Below are 1,602 nucleotides of genomic sequence, written 5' to 3' on the forward strand. Positions count from 1 at the left end.
TCGAGGGTGTGTGACTGGTCGTTGTTTGAGAACTGCACAGTGGACGCGAGCATCTGTGGCCAAGTTTTTAAGGGCGCACGGTGGATGCCTTGGCACTAGGAACCGATGAAGGACGTGGGAGGCCACGATAGTCCCCGGGGAGCCGTCAACCAGGCTTTGATCCGGGGGTTTCCGAATGGGGAAACCCGGCAGCCGTCATGGGCTGTCACCCATACCTGAACACATAGGGTATGTGGAGGGAACGCGGGGAAGTGAAACATCTCAGTACCCGCAGGAAGAGAAAACAACCGTGATTCCGGGAGTAGTGGCGAGCGAAACCGGATGAGGCTAAACCGTTTTGGTGTGAGACCCGGCAGGGGTTGCCAATGCGGGGTTGTGGGAGTGAGCTTCAGTCGTCTGCCGGCGGCTGGGCGAGTCAGAAACCGTATGGATAGTCGAAGGACATGCGAAAGGTCCGGCGTAGAGGGTAAGACCCCCGTAGACGAAATCTGTGCGGCTTGCTTGCTCATTTCCCAAGTAGCACGGGGCCCGAGAAATCCCGTGTGAATCTGGCGGGACCACCCGCTAAGCCTAAATATTCCCTAGTGACCGATAGCGGATAGTACCGTGAGGGAATGGTGAAAAGTACCGCGGGAGCGGAGTGAAATAGTACCTGAAACCGTGTGCCTACAAGCCGTGGGAGCGTCGTTCATCAGTTTACTGGTGGGCCGTGACTGCGTGCCTTTTGAAGAATGAGCCTGCGAGTTTGCGGTGTGTAGCGAGGTTAACCCGTGTGGGGTAGCCGTAGCGAAAGCGAGTCCGAATAGGGCGTTTGAGTTGCATGCCCAAGACCCGAAGCGGAGTGATCTAGCCATGGGCAGGTTGAAGCGCGGGTAAGACCGTGTGGAGGACCGAACCCACCAGGGTTGAAAACCTGGGGGATGACCTGTGGTTAGGGGTGAAAGGCCAATCAAACTCCGTGATAGCTGGTTCTCCCCGAAATGCATTTAGGTGCAGCGTCACGTGTTTCTTGCCGGAGGTAGAGCACTGGATAGGCGATGGGCCTTACCGGGTTACTGACCTTAGCCAAACTCCGAATGCCGGTAAGTGAGAGCGTGGCAGTGAGACTGTGGGGGATAAGCTCCATGGTCGAGAGGGAAACAGCCCAGAACACCGACTAAGGTCCCTAAGCGTGTGCTAAGTGGGAAAGGATGTGGAGTCGCAGAGACAACCAGGAGGTTGGCTTAGAAGCAGCCACCCTTGAAAGAGTGCGTAATAGCTCACTGGTCAAGTGATTCCGCGCCGACAATGTAGCGGGGCTCAAGCACATCACCGAAGTCGTGTCATTGCAGCATATAGGGCCAACGCCTGCTGTGATGGGTAGGGGAGCGTCGTGTGCCGGGTGAAGCGGCGGTGGAAACCAGTCGTGGACGGTATACGAGTGAGAATGCAGGCATGAGTAGCGATACAAGAGTGGGAAACTCTTGCGCCGATTGACCAAGGGTTCCTGGGTCAAGCTGATCTGCCCAGGGTAAGTCGGGACCTAAGGCGAGGCCGACAGGCGTAGTCGATGGACAACGGGTTGATATTCCCGTACCCGCTTTGAAGCGCCAACGCTGAACC

Annotated in this window: 1 rRNA gene; it reads left to right on the forward strand. The window is 56.8% G+C overall.

What is annotated here, in order from left to right:
• Positions 1-57: 57 nt before the first annotated feature.
• Positions 58-1,602: ribosomal RNA gene (locus ACFRAR_RS38755) — 23S ribosomal RNA — on the forward strand; the annotation flags it as partial.

Source organism: Kitasatospora sp. NPDC056651 (assembly GCF_042792155.1).
Classification (GTDB): Bacteria; Actinomycetota; Actinomycetes; order Streptomycetales; family Streptomycetaceae; genus Kitasatospora.